General features: G+C 75.8%; 12 protein-coding genes. 6 read left to right on the forward strand and 6 right to left on the reverse strand.

The genetic code is table 11. The features are described 5' to 3' along the window. Positions 1 to 88: 88 nt before the first annotated feature. Positions 89 to 1,846 (reverse strand): DEDD exonuclease domain-containing protein, encoded by a 1,758-nt coding sequence (locus CO540_RS27940; RefSeq protein WP_099164236.1) that lies wholly within the window; start codon positions 1,844 to 1,846, stop codon positions 89 to 91. A 127-nt stretch (positions 1,847 to 1,973) separates the two neighbouring features. On the opposite strand from CO540_RS27940, the gene CO540_RS27945 reads away from it, so the two are divergent. The 4 genes from CO540_RS27945 (at position 1,974) to CO540_RS27960 (ending at position 7,335) form a co-directional block, all read left to right on the forward strand. After that, on the forward strand, positions 1,974 to 3,374 hold the full coding sequence (locus CO540_RS27945; RefSeq protein ID WP_099164237.1) for an NYN domain-containing protein: 1,401 nt from the start codon (positions 1,974 to 1,976) through the stop codon (positions 3,372 to 3,374). Positions 3,375 to 3,553: 179 nt separating this feature from the next. Further along, entirely contained in the window at positions 3,554 to 3,769 is a 216-nt protein-coding gene (locus CO540_RS27950) for a hypothetical protein (protein WP_099164238.1), read from the forward strand. A gap of 1,185 nt (positions 3,770 to 4,954) precedes the next feature. Continuing rightward, entirely contained in the window at positions 4,955 to 6,214 is a 1,260-nt protein-coding gene (locus CO540_RS27955) for a M48 family metallopeptidase (protein ID WP_099164239.1), read from the forward strand. Beyond that, a complete protein-coding gene (locus tag CO540_RS27960; protein ID WP_099164240.1) occupies positions 6,211 to 7,335 on the forward strand; it encodes a glycosyltransferase family 4 protein in 1,125 nt (374 codons plus the stop codon). The genes CO540_RS27955 and CO540_RS27960 overlap by 4 nt, the downstream gene beginning before the upstream one ends. A gap of 20 nt (positions 7,336 to 7,355) precedes the next feature. Here the strand turns inward: CO540_RS27960 and CO540_RS27965 are convergent, their stop codons facing one another. Continuing rightward, entirely contained in the window at positions 7,356 to 9,470 is a 2,115-nt protein-coding gene (locus CO540_RS27965; protein WP_099164241.1) for an MMPL family transporter, read from the reverse strand. A gap of 164 nt (positions 9,471 to 9,634) precedes the next feature. Here CO540_RS27965 and CO540_RS27970 point away from each other — a divergent pair, with 164 nt between their 5' ends. After that, a complete protein-coding gene (locus tag CO540_RS27970) occupies positions 9,635 to 10,927 on the forward strand; it encodes a sensor histidine kinase (RefSeq protein WP_253866255.1) in 1,293 nt (430 codons plus the stop codon). Further along, complete coding sequence (locus CO540_RS27975; protein WP_091573219.1) at positions 10,879 to 11,547, forward strand: response regulator transcription factor; 669 nt, start codon at positions 10,879 to 10,881, stop codon at positions 11,545 to 11,547. The genes CO540_RS27970 and CO540_RS27975 overlap by 49 nt, the downstream gene beginning before the upstream one ends. An 81-nt stretch (positions 11,548 to 11,628) precedes the next feature. Here the strand turns inward: CO540_RS27975 and CO540_RS27980 are convergent, their stop codons facing one another. The 4 genes from CO540_RS27980 to CO540_RS27995 all read right to left on the reverse strand — a co-directional run bounded on the left by CO540_RS27980 (position 11,629) and on the right by CO540_RS27995 (position 16,771). Continuing rightward, positions 11,629 to 13,302: a bifunctional diguanylate cyclase/phosphodiesterase gene (locus CO540_RS27980; protein ID WP_253866788.1), complete on the reverse strand. Its 1,674-nt coding sequence runs from the start codon at positions 13,300 to 13,302 to the stop codon at positions 11,629 to 11,631. 88 nt (positions 13,303 to 13,390) lie between these two features. Beyond that, positions 13,391 to 14,203, reverse strand: a complete 813-nt coding sequence (locus tag CO540_RS27985) for an SAM-dependent methyltransferase (RefSeq protein ID WP_098746707.1) — start codon at positions 14,201 to 14,203, stop codon at positions 13,391 to 13,393. Between the two features lie 197 nt (positions 14,204 to 14,400). Then, a complete protein-coding gene (locus CO540_RS27990; RefSeq protein ID WP_007072219.1) occupies positions 14,401 to 15,069 on the reverse strand; it encodes a response regulator transcription factor in 669 nt (222 codons plus the stop codon). A gap of 7 nt (positions 15,070 to 15,076) precedes the next feature. Next, positions 15,077 to 16,771, reverse strand: a complete 1,695-nt coding sequence (locus CO540_RS27995; RefSeq protein WP_091573221.1) for a GAF domain-containing sensor histidine kinase — start codon at positions 16,769 to 16,771, stop codon at positions 15,077 to 15,079. Positions 16,772 to 16,785: the final 14 nt, after the last annotated feature.

Consider the following 16,785-nt stretch of genomic DNA (forward strand, 5'->3'; position numbering starts at 1 on the left):
CGGCGACCGGGAGCAGGCCCGCGAATCGGGCAGGTCTGCACTTCTTTAACAGACTAAGGGAGTCGACGTAGTCCGATCGGACACTTGGTCATGAGCGTTCGGTCGAGAGTTGGTGGGACCCGCCGTTCTCCGCCTTCGCCAGCAGGTCACGGAACCGCCCCGCGCCACCCACCGGGGAGGCCCAGCCGTCGGTCGCCTCGACCAGCCGGGTCTCCGGTCGCTCCAACCAGGACAGGATCCGCTCGGTCTCCTCGGCGGTGGCCGCCGGCACCGGCCCGTGCCCGGGCAGCACCGTCTCGGCGGTGGCCCGGATCGCGGCGATCGTCGGTCGCGGGTGGACACCCGGCGGGGACACCCCGGCCCCGGCCAGCCGGCCGTGCCGGACCAGCGCCAGCTCCCAGCCGCCCCGGGCGGCCGGTCGGGCGGCGGCCAGCTCGGCGATGCCGGTCAGCGCGGCCAGCCGCTGCATCCGGACCGCCGCGCGCAGCACCGCGACCAGCCGGCCCCGCGCCACCGCGGCCTCCTCGTAGCGCTGGGCCGCGGACAGCACCTCGATCCGGGCGAGCAGGGCCTCGACCACCACCCCGGGGTCGTCGCGCGTGGCGGTGCGGAACGGGGTGGCCGCGCGGTGCTCGTACTCCTCCGGGGTGATCCGGTGCTCGCAGGGCGCCGGGCAGCGACCCAGCTCGGCCAGCGCGCAGGCCGGCATGGTGGTGCGCCGGGAGAGCCGGTGGGTGCACTGGCGCAGCGGCACCGCGTCGTGGAAGCCGGCGGCGGCCAGCTCGGCCGCCTGCCGGGACCGGAACGGGCCGAGGTAGGCCGAGTCGGTGGGCGCGAGGTCGCGCACGATCGACAACCGGGGGTACGCCTCGTCGGTGAGCTTCAGCCACACCTGGCGCTCGGGATACTTCGACCGGCGATTGTACGGCGGCGCGTGCGCCGCGATCAGCCGTAGCTCGCGGACCTCCGCCTCCAGCGAGTGGGCGCACTCGACCGCCTCCACCCGCTCGGCGGCGGCCAGCATCTCGGAGATCCGGGCCCGCTTCTCCGCCGCGGTGAAGTAGCTGCGCACCCGGGTGGCGATGTCGCCGGAGGTGCCCACGTAGAGCGGACGGTCGTCGGCGGCCCGGAAGATGTAGACCCCGGGGACCTTCGGCAGCCCCTCGGCCAGGTGCCGTTTGCGCCGCTGGGTGGGGGTGACCGCGCGGGCGAACTCGATCGCCTCGCCGACGGTGTCCACCCGGTGCCCGCCGAGGCGGCCGATCAGCCCGTGCAGCACGTCGACGGTGGCCTTGGCGTCGTCCAGCGCCCGGTGGGTGGGCTGGGTGGCGGTGCGGAAGTAGGCCGCCAGGGTGCCCAGCTTGCGGTTGGGCACCTCGTCGCGGGTGAGCACCCGCCGGGCCAGTGCGGCGGTGTCCAGCACCCGGGGGTTGGGCCACGCGTAGCCGTGCTTGGCGCAGGCGGCCTTGAGGAAGCCGACGTCGTAGGGGGCGTTGTGGGCGACCAGCACGGCGTCGGTGACGAACTCCAGGAAGCTCGGCAACACCTGCTCGATCGGCGGGGCGGGCAGCAGCATCGCCTGGGTGATGCCGGTCAGCACGGTGATGAACGGCGGTATCGGCACCCCGGGGTTGACCAACGTGGCGAGCACGCCCAGCTCCTCGCCGCCACGGACCTTCACCGCGCCGATCTCGGTGATCCCCCCGCCGTCCGGCGCGCCGCCGGTGGTCTCCAGGTCGACCACCACGAAGGTGGTCGCGTAGAGCGGCAACGCGGGGTCGACCCCGCTGCCCGCCGCCCGGTCCAGACCGGCCAACGCCTCCTGGACGTACTCCGCTCGCGTCACCCGCCGGACGGTAACGGCACGGTCCGACACTCCGGTCACTCCGGCCCCTTCCGTTACCACGGGGGTACGATGAGAGATCGGCTCACTCACCGGGCGGTGGGCCCGTTCGGGGTGGGAGACTTGCCACATGCCCCTCACCGAGCCGCACGACGACCGCACCTCCCCGGAGGAGCCGGTGGTCGGTGCGCCCGGAGCCGGTGAGGAACCGTCGACCACGGTCGAGCCCGAGCCCACCCTTCCCGAGCCGGTCCGCCAGCGGATCGTCACGCTGACCGCCGCCGTGCTGCCCGGCCTGCCCGCCGACGAGGTGCCGGTGCCGCTGCGCCGGGTCGCCAAGTTCGCCCCGAACCGCCGGGCCCGGCTCGGCGCCCCGGTGATCGCCGCCCAGCTCACCGCCGACCCGCTGTTCCGGCAGCGGGTCACCGCCCGGGTGCTGGCCGACGCCGGCGACCTCGGCGCGGCCGTGGTGGAGGGCACCGCGCCGGCCGCGGCCGACCCGGTCGAGGTGGCCGCCCTGGCCTACCTGGCCCGACCCAGGGGTTGGCGGGAACTCATCGACGCCAGCGGCGAGGCGGTACGCGCCGAGGCGGACAGCGCGGTCGTGGCCGAGCTGGTGCGGGAGGCCGAACAGCGGGCCACCCGGGCCGAGCACGACCGGGCGGTGGCCCGGGTCGAGGCCGACAAGCTGCGCGACGAGCTGGCCCGGGTCCGGGAGGAACTGGGCCAGCTCCGCGAGGAGGCGCGCCAGTTGGCCCGTACCCTGCGGGAGACCCAGGCCCGGGAGCGCAAGGCCAGCGAACTGCTGGCCACCGAGCGCGGCCGGGCGGCCCGCGCGGCGGCCGACGCGGACGCCGAGCTGCGCCGCGCCCGGGCCCGGCTGGCCGAGGCGGAGGCCGCCGCCGGCGTGGCCCGGGCCAGCGCCAAGGAGGCCCGCTCCGTCGACGACGCCCGGTTGTGGCTGCTGCTGGAGACGATCGGTCAGGCCGCGGTCGGGCTGCGCCGGGAGCTGGCGCTCGACCCGGTCGACGCGCTGCCGGCCGACTTCGTCGCCGACGCGTTCGCCGACCAGCCGGGAGCCGCGCCGGCCGGCGCCGCGACCCGGGCCCGCGACACGGACGACCCGGCCCGCCTCGACCAGCTCCTCGCCCTGCCCAGGGCACACCTGGTGGTGGACGGCTACAACGTCACCAAACGCGGCTTCGGCGAGATGTCGCTGGAGCAGCAGCGCAAGCGGCTGATCACCGGCCTGGGCGGGATCGCCGCGCAGACCGGGGACGAGGTCACCGTCGTCTTCGACGGGGCCGAGCGGATCCACGGCCTGCCCCCGGCGCCGCGCGGCGTACGCGTGCTCTTCTCCCGCAAGGGGGAGACCGCCGACGAGCTGATCCGGCGGCTGGTCCGCGCCGAGCCGGCCGGCCGCCCGGTGGTGGTGGTCTCCTCGGACCGGGAGGTCGCCGACGGGGTCCGCCGCCACGGCGCGTACCCGCTCGGGGCCGACTCCCTGCTGCGCCGCCTCGCCCGCTCCTGACCCGACTCGACGGCGGCGTTCCGATCGCGCCACTTCGGCGTACTGGTGGCCGGATGATCGTTTTCGAGATGGGTGCTGCCTCGTTGTCCGATTCTGTCACACCCCAGGCATAGCCTTTCGGTGACCGACGGTGGTGGTCCCTTCCCCGACCGCCACCGGCGACCCGTCAGGAGGCGTTGATGCTCATCGACTGCGACACCTGCGGCATCCGCGGCGCCGGCTGCTCCGGCTGTCTGGTGACCGCGCTGCTCGACCCCGACTCGCCGTCGGCCGACCTGGGCCCCGCCGAGCACCGGGCGATCGAGGTGTTCGCCCGGGCCGGCTTCGACGTGCAGGTGCTGCCGTCCGCGCCGGCCCCGGCGCCCCGCCGCTCCGCCCGCCGCCGCGTCGCCTGACCACCGCCTGCCTCCGGGCGGCCCGACCCCCGCGCCCGGACTCTCCCCGTCCATCGGTCCGGCTCGCTGAGTCCGTCGCGTTCCAGGCCGGCCGGGCGGGCACTCCGGGTTGAGCCCGTGACGGCCGGCCCTCGGGCCGACTCCGCCGGCCTCGCCGGTCCGGCGCCCGAGCACCGACCACGGACCACGGCCCACGGCCCACGACCGACGGCTGACGGCCGACGGCTGACGGCCGACGGCCGACGGCCGATCCTGCCGGGCGGACCACTGTCGACCTCGCGCCACCGCGCCGTCGGGCGTGGACGCGCGGCTGCCAACCCCGACATGGGGCTGCACGTGCCGCTACCGCTGCTGCCGCTGCCGCTGCTGCTTCCGGCTTGCGGCGATGACCGCCCATTGCGAGGTCGGCGGCGCCGCTGTCCTGCCGGCCGGCCCCGGCTCAGCCCGCCACGGGTCCGCTCCGCTGCTGTCGACTGGCTGTTCCCTCCGGCATGATCCCGAGCCCGGTTCCCTTGGGCGTGTCGCGCCCGCCAGACGCATGCATCAGGAGCGATATGACTCCTGGTCATAAATATGACTGAGAGGCATATCGATCTCGGGCCCTGCCTTTCGCCGCCCGCGCATGCGACCCGCCCACGACGCGCCGCGGAGCGCCCGTCGCCCGAGCGCCAGTAGTCCGAGCCGTTGCCCGAGCCGGCCGCCCCCACCTGCCCCGGCCGCCCGCACCCGCGCCGGTCACCCCCACCTGCGCCGGCCGCCCGCACCCGCGCCGGTCACCCCCACCCGCGTCGGTCACCCACCACCCGCGCCGGCCGCTCGGCCCGCGCCGGCCGCTCGGCCCGGGCCGGTCACTCGGCCCGGGACGCCTGTCCCCGCGCCGGTCGCCCGCCGCTCACGCCCCGGCCACCTGCCGCCCACCGCCCGCGTCCGCGCATGCCGCCGGCTCCTGTCGCCCGCTGCCGTGCCACCGCCGTCAGCCGCTGCCCGCTGCCGCCCCAGGGCTGACGCGGGGAGCGGGGCGACGTGCGCCGGCGCGGGCCGGGGCGGGTGGGACCGGGCGGGGTCGGCGGCGGCGGTGTGCGGTCGGGCACCGGAGCGGATCCGCTCGGATCGGGCAATAGGATGGGCGGTCACGGTGGAGGGGAGCGGCATGACGCGGACGGGTCGCGACGGCGGGGTGGGCTGGTGACCCCGCGCGGTTGGGCGGTGCTGAGCCTGGCCGGGCTGGCGGTCGCGCTGGTCGTGGCCGTCGTGCTGCTGGTGCCGTGGGGCCGGCCGCCGGCCCCCCGGGCGGACCAGCTCGCGGCGTTGCGGTCGCTCCCGGTCGACCAGGTCGCCCGGGGTCGGGCGTTTCACGACGCGTTGCGTCCGGCCGGCTGGTCGGCGCTCGCGGTCGGGCTGGTGGTGGCGCTGCTGCTCGGACTCACCCCGCTGGGTGGGCGCCTGGTCGAGCTGGCCGGCCGGCCCTTCGGCGGCCACTGGGTCGCGCAGGCCGTGCTCGGCGGGCTGGCCGTCATGTTCCTCGCCGACCTGCTCACGCTGCCCTTCTCGGCCTGGCGCCGCACCGTGCTGGTCCGCTACGGGCTGAGCACCCAGGGCTGGGGCGGCTGGGCGGTCGACCTGCTCAAGTCGTACGCCGTCAGCGCGGTCATCGGGGCGCTGGTGCTGCTCGGCTTCTACACGGTGGTGCGGCTCGCCCCCCGCTGGTGGTGGGCGTTCGGCGCGGCCGGCGCCGCCGCCCTGGTGGTCGTGCTGTCGTTCGTGCTGCCGGTGCTGGTCGAGCCGGTCTTCAACCGGTTCACCCCGATGGAGCCGGGCCCGCTGCGTACGGAGTTGACCAGCATGGCCGCCCGGGACGGTGTCCCGGTGCGCGACGTGCTGGTCGCTGACGCCTCCCGACGGACCCGGGCGGTCAACGCCTACGTCTCCGGGCTCGGACCGACCCGGCGGGTCGTGGTCTACGACACCCTGCTGCGCGAGGCCGAGCCGGCGGAGGTGACCAGCGTGGTCGCGCACGAGCTGGGGCACGCGAAGGACCGGGACGTCTGGACCGGCACCGTGCTCGGCGCGCTCGGCGCCGCCGCCGCGGTGGTGGCCCTCTACCTGGTCGGCTCGTGGACGCCGCTGTTGCGGCTGGCCGGCGTCGAGTCCATCGCCCAGCCCCGCGCGTTCCCGCTGCTGATCGCGTTGGTCACGGTGGCAGGTCTGCTCGCGACCCCGGTGCAGGCGCTGGTCTCCCGCCGGGTGGAGGCCCGCGCCGACGCGCATGCGCTGGCGCTCACCGGCGACCCGACGACGTTCGAGGCGATGCAGCGCCGCCTGGCCGGGGTCAACCTGTCCGACCCCGACCCGCCGCGCTGGGAGTACCTGTGGTCGGCGTCCCACCCGTCCACCGTGGAGCGGATGGCCGCCGCCCGCGCCTACGCCAGGGAGACCGGCCGATGAGCCGCACCTTGCTGATCACCAACGACTTCCCGCCCCGCCCCGGCGGCATCCAGTCCTTCGTGCACAACCTGGCCGTACGGCAGCCCGCCGGCTCGGTGGTGGTCTACGCGTCGAGCTGGCGCGGCGCGGAGAAGTTCGACGCCGACCAGCCGTTCGAGGTGGTCCGCGAACGCACCAAGGTGCTGCTGCCCACCCCGCTGGTGGCGCGGCGGGCGGCTCGACTGGCCCGGTCGTACGGCTGCGACACGGTGTGGTTCGGCGCGGCGGCCCCGCTGGGGCTGCTGGCGTCCGGGCTGCGCCGGCGGGCGGGGATCCGCCGGGCGGTGGCGCTGACCCACGGGCACGAGGTCGGCTGGGCCGCGCTGCCCGGCGCCCGCGCCGCGCTGCGCCGCATCGGCCGGGGCGTCGACGTGACCACCTACCTCGGCGAGTACACCCGGGTCCGGCTGGCCCGGGCGCTGGACGGGCTCACCGAGCTGCGGCGGCTCGCGCCCGGGGTGGACGTGGACACCTACCACCCGGGCGTGGACGGCGGGCAGGTCCGGCTGCGGCTGGGGCTCGCCGATCGGCCGGTGGTGGTGTGCGTGTCCCGGCTGGTGCCGCGCAAGGGACAGGACATGCTGATCCGGGCGATGCCCGAGATCCGCCGTCGGGTGCCGGACGCCGCGCTGCTGGTCGTCGGCGGTGGGCCCTACCGGGCGACGCTGGAGAAGCTGGCCCGACAGACCGGGGTGGAGCGGGACGTGGTCTTCACCGGCTCGGTGCCCACCGCCGAGCTGCCCGCGCACTACGCGGCCGGTGACGTCTACGCGATGCCCTGCCGCACCCGCAACCGGGGCCTGGACGTGGAGGGCCTCGGCATCGTCTACCTGGAGGCGAGCGCGACCGGGCTGCCGGTGGTGGCCGGTGACTCCGGCGGCGCGCCGGACGCCGTCCGTGACGGGGAGACCGGGTACGTGGTCCGGGGCCGGGACGTGGCCCAGCTCGCCGACCGGGTGTCCACCCTGCTCGCCGACCGCGACCTGGCGCAACAGTTCGGCGCGGCCGGACGCGCCTGGGTGGAGCGGGAGTGGCGCTGGGAGACCCAGGCCGAGCGGATGGCCGCCCTGCTCGCCGGCTGACCAGCGCGGCCACCAAACTGTCAGACCCGCAGCGCGGCCCGCTCGGCCGCGGGCGACGGCGCCGCGGCCACCCGCCGACGGGACAGCCGCCCCGGCCACCAGGTACGCGCGCCCAGGTCCAGGGTCAGCGCCGGGATCAGCAGGCTGCGCACCAGGAGCGTGTCGAGCAGGATGCCGACCGCCACGATCACCCCCATCTGCACCGACGGCACCAGCGGCAGCACCAGCAGGGCGCCGAAGGTGGCCGCCAGCACCACCCCGGCGCTGGTGATCACACCGCCGGTGACGGTGAGCGCCCGCAGCATCCCGGGCCGGTGCCCGATCGACGCGGTCTCCTCCCGAGCCCGGGTCATCAGGAAGATCGTGTAGTCGACGCCGAGCGCGACCAGGAACAGGAACGCCTGCAGCGGCACCCCGACGAACAGCCGTGGGTGACCCAGCGCGTCGAGCAGCAACCCGGCCGCGCCCATCGCCGCCGCGTACGACAGCACCACGCTCGCCATCAGCAGCAGCGGCGCGACCAGCGCGCGCAGCAGGAGCACCAGGATCACCAGGACGACGGCGAGCACCAGCGGAATGACCACCCGGTTGTCCCGGTCCACCGTGCGCCGCTCGTCGAGCAGCGTCGCGGTGCGCCCGCCGACCAGCGCCTGCGCGCCGGGCACCGCGTGCACCTCGGTCCGCAGCCGGCTCACGGTGTCCCGGGCCGGGGCGCTGTCCGGGGCGGCGGCGAGCACCGCGGTGACGCGTACCCAACGGCCGTCGGCGGACCGCCGCGGGCCGCCCACCTCCGCGACGCCCGGCACCGCGCGGACCGCGTCCACCACCCGGTCGGCCGCGCCGGCGGCGGCCAGCACCTCGACCGGCGCGGTCGACCCGTCCGGGTAGTGGGCGGCGACCAGCCGCTGGCCGGTGACCGAGCCGACCTCGGTGGTGAAGGACTCGTCGTCGGGCAGGCCGAGGGTGAGGTTGCCGATCCCGAGGGTCAGCGCGACCAGGGCCGCGGCGGTGCCCACCCAGACCAGGCGTGGCCGGCGACCGACCAGGCCGGCGACCCGCCGCCACACCCCGTGGTCGGCGGTGCGGTCCCGCTCGTCCGCGCCGGGGGTGTGGCGCGGCACGAACGGCCAGAACAGCCACCGGCCGCACAGGACGAGCACCGCCGGCAGCAACGTGGTCATCGCCAGCAGCGCGGCCACGATGCCGACCGCGCCGACCGGTCCCAGGCCGCGGGTGGCGGGCAGGTCCGCCGCGACCAGGCAGAGCAGGCCGAGCGCGACGGTCGCCGCGGAGGCGCAGACCGCGCCGTACGACCGGCGCAGCGCGACCGCCATCGCGGCGTGCCGGTCGGCGTGCCGGCGCAGCTCCTCCCGGTAGCGGGCGATGAGCAGCAGGGCGTAGTCCACGCCGACGCCGAAGACCAGCACGGTGAGGATGGTCTGGCTCTGGAAGTCCACGGCCAGGCCGGCGTGCCGGGCCAGCAGGTAGACGGTGGCGCCGGCGAGCTGGTTGGCGACGCCCACCGCGAGCAGCGGCACCAGCCACAGCACCGGGCTGCGGTAGGTGACCAGCAGGAGCAGGGCGACGGTGACGGCAGTGGCCAGCAGCAACGCGCCGTCCATCCCGTCGAACGCGTCCCAGATGTCGCTCTCGGCGGCCGCGTCGCCGGTCAGCGCGGTCCGCAGCCCCGGCACGCCCTCGGCGAGGCGGTCCTTCATGGCGCTCACCGCGTCGGCGCGCCGCTGCTCGTCGGCGGTGACCGGCAGCGAGAACAGCAGCGCCCGGCCGTCCGCGCTCGGCACCGGAGGGGAGACCGCGCCGCCGTCGGCGTACCCGGCGAAGGCCGCCCGGTCGGCGTCGACCCGGGCCCGGTCGGCGGCGGTGAGGCCGGTGTCGCGGACGTAGACGGCGACGGCCAGCTGCCGGCGGGCCTCGGGGAAGGCGGCCTCGGCCCGCTGCGCGGCGCGGCTGCTCTCGACGCCGGGCGGCAACGCGCCGAGCGTCGAGTTGTCCTGCGTCTCGCCCAGCTTCAGCGCGAGCGGCCCGGCGGCCGCGAGCAGCACCAACCAGAGGACGAGGACGGCGTACTTGCCGCGGCGGCCGGCGGGCAGCCCGGCCATTCGGTACGGGGACATCCGGTTTCCTCTCACTCGTGCCCGGCGCGGACCGCGGGCCCTGTCTGCGATCCTTCGCCGCCGGCGGCCCACCGGTCAGGGGTGCCGCCCCGACTCCACGGGTGGTGCCAGCACCACCGGATCCGCGGCGGCGGTGCCGGAGAATGAGGTCCGTGGACGCATCGGTGCGCGTACTGCTTCGGACCTGGCTGCGGCCCGGCGCGGTGACCGCCGCCCAGGGGCTGCTGATCGCGCTGCTGTCGTTGACCACGCACGTGGCCCTGTTCGTGCTGTCGCTGGCCGCGCTGGTGCTGATCCCGGCGTTCGGCGTCGGCTTCGCCCTCTTCCCGGTGGTCACCGCCGGGGTACGGGTCTGCGCCGGGCTGCACCGTCGGCTGGCCGGGTGGGGCGGCGTCGGGATGGCCACGCCGTACCTGCCGGCGCCGGCCGGCGCGCAGTTCGGCACGTGGCGGCGGTTCCGCTGGGTGGTGGCCGACCCGGCGACCTGGCGGGACCTGGCCTGGCTGCTGCCCGGCGCGGTCACCGGCGCGGTGTGCCTGGCCGCGTTCGCCCTCCCGCTGTACGGCCTGGAGGGGCTGGTCGGCGTCCCGCTGGTGCTGCACACCGTCGACGTCTGGTACGGCTACGGCCCGTTCTGGCCGGTCGACAACCTGGTGGAGGCGCTGCTCTGCTTCCCGCTCGGCGCGTTGCTGCTGGCCGTCGGCGTGGCGGCCGGGCGCTGGCTGGTCTGGCTGCACGTCACGTTCGCCGGGTTCTTCCTGCCGCCGACGCGCAGCGCCGAGCTGGCCCTACGGGTACGGCAGTTGACCGTCACCCGGGCCGAGACGGTGGACGCGCAGGCCGCCGAGCTGCGCCGGATCGAACGGGACCTGCACGACGGCGCGCAGGCCCGGCTGGTCGCGCTGAGCATGAGCATCGGCCTGGCCGAGCAGCTGGTGCGCGACGACCCGGAGGCGGTCCGTCGACTGCTCGCCGAGGCCCGGGAGAGCAGCGGGCAGGCGCTGGCCGAGCTGCGTGGGCTGGTGCGCGGCATCCACCCGCCGGTGCTCGCCGAGCGGGGCCTGCCCGGCGCGGTACGGGCGCTGGCGCTGGCCGTACCGCTGCCGGTGGACGTCACCGTCGACCTGCCCGGCCGGCCGGCGGCCCCGGTCGAGTCGGCCGCGTACTTCGCGGTGGCCGAGGCGTTGGCGAACGTGGGCAAGCACAGCGGGGCGACCCGCGCCTGGGTGCAGCTGCGGCACGCCGGCGGACGGCTGTCGGTCGTGGTCGGTGACGACGGCCGGGGTGGCGCGGAGGCGGCGGCGGGCGGCGGGTTGGCCGGGACGGGGCGTCGGCTGGCCGCGTTCGATGGGACGATGACGGTGACCAGTCCGGTGGGTGGGCCCACCGTCATCAGCATGGAGCTGCCGTGCGAGTTGTCATCGCCGAGGACCTCGCCCTCCTCCGGGACGGGTTGACCCGGATCCTGGAGGCGTTCGGCTGTCAGGTGGTGGCGGCCGTCGACAACGGACCGTCGGTGCTGCCGGCACTGACCGCGCACCGGCCGGACGTCGCGGTCATCGACGTCCGGTTGCCGCCGACGTTCACCGACGAGGGGTTGCAGGCGGCGGTGCGGGCCCGCGCCGAGCTGCCCGGGCTGCCGGTGCTGGTGCTGTCCCAGCACGTCGAGCAGCTCTACGCCCGGGAGCTGCTCGCCGACCGGCGCGGCGGGGTCGGCTACCTGCTCAAGGACCGGGTGTCCCACGTGGACCAGTTCGTCGACGCGGTGCGCCGGGTCGCCGCCGGCGGCACCGTGATGGACCCGGAGGTGGTCGCGCAACTGCTGGCCCGCCGGGCCGGCGCGGAGCCGCTCGACGAGCTGACCCCGCGGGAGCGGGAGGTGCTCGGCCTGATGGCCGAGGGCCGGTCGAACGCGGCCGTCGCCGCCCGGCTGTTCGTCACCGAGAAGGCCGTCGACAAGCACATCAACAGCATCTTCAGCAAGCTGCGGATGCCGCCGTCCGGCGACGACAACCGGCGGGTGCTGGCGGTCCTGGCCTACCTGGACGGGGCGGACACCCGACGCCTCCCGAGCTGACGCGCCGCCGCGTCCCCTGCGTGGCCCCAGGTGTCGGGCGGGCGCCCGCCTGTACCGGATGCGTCGAGAAGGGGTTCCGCCCTACGCCACGGGCACGCGGTGCAGGTGCTGCACGGCCGGTCCGGGGCGGCCGAAGTGCCAGCCCTGCCCGGCGTCGCAGCCGATCGCGCGCAGGCGGTCCGCCTGGTGCGCCGTCTCCACCCCCTCGGCGGTGACGGTGAGGCCGAGCGCGTGCGCCAGCGAGACCAGCGAGCCGAGGATCCGCTCGTCGGTGCGGCCGCCCGGGTCACCGGCCGGGGCCCGCAGCCCGGTCACGAACTCACCGGCCACCTTCAGCTCGTCGACCGGCAGGTCCCGCAGGTACGCGAGGTTGCAGTAGCCGGTGCCGAAGTCGTCGATCGCCACCCGGACACCGAGGTCGCCCAGCACCCGCAGCGCCCGCACCGGCTCGACCACCGTGCTCATCATGGTGCTCTCGGTGATCTCCAGTTGCAGCCGTTCCGGCGCCAGGCCGGTGCGGCCGAGCACGCCTCGCACCTCCGGCACGAGATCGGCCCGGTGCAGTTGGCGGACGGCCAGGTTGACGCTGACGAACGGGGCGGCGCCGTCCGTCGCCCGCCAGGTGCCCGCCTCGCGGCACGCCTCGGCCAGCACCCAGCTGCCGAGCCGGACGATCAGGCCGGTCTCCTCGGCCAGCGGGATGAAGCTGTCCGGCCGGAGCACACCCAGCTCCGGGTGGCGCCAGCGCACCAGCGCCTCCATGCCGAGCACCCGGCCGTCGCGCAGCGACGTGAGCGGCTGGTAGTCGAGGTAGAACTCGCCCCGGTCCAGCGCGGCGGGGATCGCCGCGGAGAGCGCGTACCGGGCCAGCTCGCGGCGGTTGCGGTCGGCGTCGAACAGCGACCAGCGCGCCCCGCCGGCGGCCTTGGCCCAGTGCAGCGTGCTGTCCGCCGCGCGCATCAGCTCCATCGGGGAGGTGCCGGCCACGGGCCGCTCCACGATGCCGATGCTGGCCGACACGGTCAGCTCGTGCCCGTCGACCAGCGCCGGCTCCCGCACCGCGGCCAGCGCCGCCTCGGCCACCTTGACCGCGTCGTCGGTGCCGGCGGTGCGTTCCACCAGGACGACGAACTCGTCGCCGCCCAGGCGGGCCACCATGTGCTCGCCGAGCGCCCGGCGCAGCCGCCGGGCCACCGCGACCAGCAACGAGTCGCCGACCTGGTGGCCGAGCGAGTCGTTGACCACCTTGAAGCGGTCCAGGTCGAGGAAGCAGACGCCGACCCGGTCGGCGCCCCGGCCCGGGGTGTCGATCGCGGCGGTCAGCCGCTCGGTGAACAGCGTCCGGTTGGGCAGGTCGGTCAACGGGTCGTGGGTGGCCTGGTGCCGGAACCGGGCCTCGCTGTCGCGCAGCGCCCGTTCGGCGTGGGCCCGGGCCATCATCGCGGCCCGGCGGATCGACTCCTGCTCGTCGAGCGTACGGTCGCGCAGCGCGCGGGCGTACCCGGTGGCGACGGTGGCGAGCAGCCGGGCCATCCGATCCTCGACGTCGTCGACGACCAGGTCGAGGTCGCGGACCAGGCGCAGCTGGATCACCTCGACGGTGCGGCCCAGGCCCTCGGCGGAGGCGATGTGCGACTGCACCAGCTCCGCGCCCACCTGCTGGCCGATCCGCAGGTCGAACGGGTCGGCCCGCAGCGCCTGGGCGAGCCGCTCGGTGAGCCGCTGGAGCACCTCCTCCAGCTGCGCCTGGGTCATCGGCAGGTAGCTGGTGCCGGAGACCGCCTTGGCCCAGGCCCGGGCGAAGACGCTGGGACGGTGGCGGCCGGCGGTGGCGGCCACGTCGTCAGCCACCGAGCCGCCCGACCCCGCCCATGAAGACCGCCCGCTCGGCGTTCTCCGCCTGGTCGGGGGCGTCCGGACGCCACTGCGGCACCCACACCACGCCCGGGTCGACCAGCTCGAAGCCGTCGAAGAGCGCGGTCAGCTCGGCCCGGCCGCGGATGAACAGCTGGCTGTCGGTGCGCCGGTAGACCCGTTCGGCCTCGGCCCGCTCGCCGGTGCCGTCCCGGCCGTCGTCGCTGGCCTGGGAGAGCACCAGGTGGCTGCCGGGGGCCAGCGCCGCGCGCAGCGTCCGCAGGATCTCCTCCGGGCGGTCGGCGTCGGGGACGAAGTGCAGCACCGCCACGATCATCACGGCGACCGGCTGGGAGAAGTCGAGCAGCCGGTTGACCGCCGGGTGGCCCAGGATCGCCTCCGGGTCGCGCAGGTCCTCGCGCACCACCGCGGCCCGCTCGTTGCCGGCCAGGATCTCCTGGCTGTGCGCCACCGCGACCGGGTCCACGTCGACGTAGACCACCCGGGACTCGGGGTCGATCCGCTGGGCGATCTCGTGCACGTTGCCCACGGTCGGGATGCCGGAGCCGATGTCCAGGAACTGGCGTACGCCGGCCTCGGCGAGGTAGTGCACCGCCCGGCGCAGGAAGGCCCGGTTGGCCTGGGCCATCAGCGGGGCCTCCGGCACCGCCTCCACCATCGCCCGGGCGGCGGCCCGGTCGGCCGCGAAGTTGTGCGAGCCGCCGAGGTAGTAGTCGTACATGCGGGCCACGCTGGGGCGCTCGATGTCGATGGTCTCGGGTGCCCAGTCCGGCCGCTGCATGTCCCTGCCCCTTGGGTGTCGGCGACGCGCGGCCGTCACCGCCGCGCGGATCACCCGGGTATTCTGCCTGCCCGCCGTCGTGCTGCAAAGACCGCCGTCGCTACGCGTCCGGCTCTTCACCGTACGCGGTCACGTGCGCCCGGAATGCCGGAGAGGCCCGCGTCCGGCATGCGGACGGGGCCTCTCCGGCGACGGCGTCAGAACTTCGGCGCGTCCGGGGCCTCCAGCAGCCCCAGCCGCAGCGCGGTCATCAGCGCCTGGGCGCGGTTGGCCGCGCCCAGCTTCTCGTAGAGCTTGGAGATGTGGGTCTTGGCGGTCGACTCGCTGACGAAGAGCTGCTTGGCGATGCCGGCCACGCTCATGCCGTCGGCGAGCAGGCGCAGCACCTGGCCCTCGCGCGGGGACAGCTGCGGGCCGGACGGGGCGAGCCGGCGCTTCATCGCCTCGGCCAGGTCGGCCGCGGTGAACGCGCTGGGGGAGGAGGCGGCGTGCCGGGCGGCGGCCACCACCTCGTCGGCCGGCGCGGTCTTCGGCACGAACGCGCTGGCACCCGCCTCCAGGGCGCCGAAGAGCTGGTCGTCGCCGGCGTACATGGTCAGCACGACGATGCCCATCGACGCGCTGGACTTGCGCAGCGCGCGGGTCGCCTCGAGGCCGCTGCCGTCGGGCAGCCGCAGGTCCATGATCACCACGTCCGGCTGGAGCGCGCCGGCCTGGCGCACGCCCTCCGCGGCCGTGGCGGCCTCGCCCACGACCTCGAACTGCCGGTCCCTCTCGAAGGCGTGCCGCAGACCCTTGCGGATCAGGTCGTGATCGTCGACAAGGAGAACCTTGGTACGGGTGGCCGGTGTCGGGCTAGTGGTCATCCTCGGGTTACTCCCCTTCTGCTGCTGCGGCGCTGCCGCGCACCTTATCGCGCCGGGGCGACGAGCCGAGTACCACCGCCACGGTTGTGCCGCTGGGTTGCCGCGGCCTGATCTCCAACCGGCCCCGGATACGTTCCGCCCTCTCCGCCATGATCGCAAGACCATAGTGCCCCTCGGGGCGCTGGTCACCGATGCCGTGACCGTCATCCGACACTTCGATTCGGGCGTACGGGGGATCCACCTCACACGTGACCCAGAGGTTCGACGCGCCGGCGTGCTTGCGGGCGTTGGTCACCGCCTCCTGCGCGATGCGCAGCAACTCGGCCTCGGTGGCGGCCGGCAGCCGGGCGGTGGACTCGTCCAGCGACAGGTTCACCCGCAGGCCGCCGGCCGCGCCGACGGTGCGCGCGTACTCGGCGATGGCCGCGGCCAGGCCGCCGTGCCGGTCCACCTCGCTGCGCAGCTCGAACAGGCTGAGCCGCAGCTCGGTGATCACCCGGGTGACCTCGTGGCGCAGCGTGCGCAGCGACTCGGCGGTCTCCTCGGCGTCGTCGTGCACGGTGGCCAGGGCGTTGTCGATGCCGTAGCCGACCATGACCAGCTCCTGGGCGACCCCGTCGTGGATCTCCCGGGCCAGTCGCTGCCGCTCCTCGTTGGTGGCCAGCGAGCGCACCTCGTCGAAGAGCAGGGCGGCCTCCAGCCGCAGCGCGGCCGGGCCGGTCAGCGCGGTCACCCGGGACACCACCGGCGGCGGGTACGCGGCGGCGGTGTCCGCCTCGACCACCACCAGGCCGACCGTGCGCACGCCGGCGACCAGCGGCACGATCAGCGCGGAGACCTCGCCGGAGCGCCGGGACCGGGCCTGCGAGCGGGCCGAGACGGTCGGCTGCTGGCTGGCCCAGGCGTCGGCGATGGCCGAGTCGGCGTCGAGCGTCGTCTCCCAGTCGACCCGGTCCGCGCCGATCTGGGCGAGCACGACCAGCCGGCCGCCGCCGCTGGCGGAGAGCACCGCGCCGCGGTCGGTCTTCGCCACCACCCGCAGCTCCTCCAGCAGGTGCTCGGAGATGCCGCCCGGGTCCAGGGTGGCGCCGGGCAGCTGACGGGCGACCGTCCGCAGCTGGGTGAGCAGGCGGGTGGCCTCCGCGTACGGCTGGGGCTTGCCGGCGTTGCGGACCCGGATCACGCGTTGCAGGGTGCCGGCGGTGTAGAGGCCGAGGCCGGCCAGGATCAGCCACTGGGCGCAGACCGCGAGGTAGCCGAGCTGGCCGAGCTGCGGCTCGCCGCCCACCTCGGTGAACGCGGCGCTGGCCAGCAGCGTGGCCGCCGCCACGGCGAGCAGCGCGGCGCCCTCGCGGAACCGGCGGCGCAGCGCGGTCACGGTGACCGGCACGGCGAGGTAGGGCAGCACGGCCGAGGCGCCCAGCCCGCCGGTGACACCGGTGAGCTGGGTGTCGGCGGCGACCTGGCTGGCGGCCAGGCCGAGCACCACGACCTCGGCGAAGCGGCTGATCGGGGCGAGCAGCCGGTGCTGCGGCGCCAGCACGGCGGGCAGGCCGGCGACGCCGAGCAGGGCGATCCACCAGAGCTGGCTGGCGTCGCGGGTGGCGAACAGGGTCAGGGCGGCGACCAGCGCGAGGAGGACCGCGCGGGCCGCGACCGCGAGGGGCTGCGTCTGCGGCTGGCCGGATGTGGAGGCGGGCACCTGACGGATGGTAG

It is taken from the genome of Micromonospora sp. WMMA2032 (assembly GCF_002688545.1).
Classification (GTDB): domain Bacteria; phylum Actinomycetota; class Actinomycetes; order Mycobacteriales; family Micromonosporaceae; genus Micromonospora; species Micromonospora sediminicola.